The organism is Listeria grandensis (assembly GCF_014322885.1).
Lineage (GTDB): Bacteria > Bacillota > Bacilli > Lactobacillales > Listeriaceae > Listeria_A > Listeria_A grandensis.
Genome location: NZ_JAASUG010000034.1, coordinates 1 through 1001, shown reverse-complemented (window position 1 = coordinate 1001; position 1001 = coordinate 1). Strand labels below are relative to the sequence as shown.

The following is a 1001-nucleotide window of genomic DNA, read 5'->3' as shown; positions in this document are numbered from 1 at the left end:
ACGCGAAATGTCGCGCAAGTCGCGCATGAAATCGGTGTAGAGAGTATGGTGATGGTTTCATCGGATAAAGCGGTGAAACCGCCAAACGTGATGGGATCAACGAAGCGTATCGCTGAAATGATTATCCAGTCGTTCCATGAAAAAAGTAACACTAAGTTTGTCGCCGTTCGTTTTGGAAACGTCCTAGGCAGTAGTGGTAGTGTCGTTCCACTTTTTAAAGAACAAATCAAAAAAGGTCAACCGATCACGATTACGGATAAGCGCATGACGCGTTATTTCATGACCATTCCGGAAGCTGCCAAGCTCGTACTCCAAGCAGGGAGCCTTGCCAAGGGGGGCGAAATTTTCGTTCTCGATATGGGAGAGCCCGTGAAAATCGTGGACCTAGCGAAAAATCTAATCCGTCTCAGCGGTCTGACCGAAAAGGAAATCCCGATTATCGAAACAGGTATCCGTCCTGGCGAGAAGCTTTACGAAGAACTCCTAACAACCGAGGAACTCGTGACGGAACAGATTTTCCCGAAGATTTTTGTTGGAAAAGTGACGCCGGTGGAAGAAAGTATATTACTCGATTATTTACAAACAATTTTACAGTTAAACGACCGAGAAGCCGCCGAAAAAACAATTCAGTTAGCGAATGCTAGCCATACTCAAGGAGATGAGAAGATTGTATAATCGATTTTTGAAACGATGGATGGATATCGTTCTTGCGGTGATTGGGATTATTTTGTTAGCGCCGGTATTGGCACTTGTGGCCATCGGTATCAAAGTAGACTCGAAAGGTCCGATTTTGTTCAAACAACAGCGTGTAGGTGCAGATAAAACAGCCTTTACAATTTTTAAATTCCGCACCATGTACGTTGATACGCCCAAAGATATGCCGACCCATTTACTGAGCTCACCAGATGCCTACATCACGAAAGTTGGTCAGTTTTTGCGGAAGACGAGTTTGGATGAACTACCGCAACTGTTCAATATTCTGGCGGGAAGCATGAGTGTTA

Annotated in this window: 2 protein-coding genes; both read left to right on the top strand. The window is 44.9% G+C overall.

Annotated elements, in window-relative coordinates:
* The coding region (locus HCJ54_RS15290; RefSeq protein ID WP_187138264.1) for a polysaccharide biosynthesis protein at positions 1-675 on the top strand (675 nt) is incomplete at its 5' end.
* Positions 668-1001, top strand: a 334-nt coding sequence (locus tag HCJ54_RS15285) for a sugar transferase (RefSeq protein WP_187138263.1), incomplete at its 3' end; no start/stop codon positions are given. The genes HCJ54_RS15290 and HCJ54_RS15285, both read left to right, overlap by 8 nt.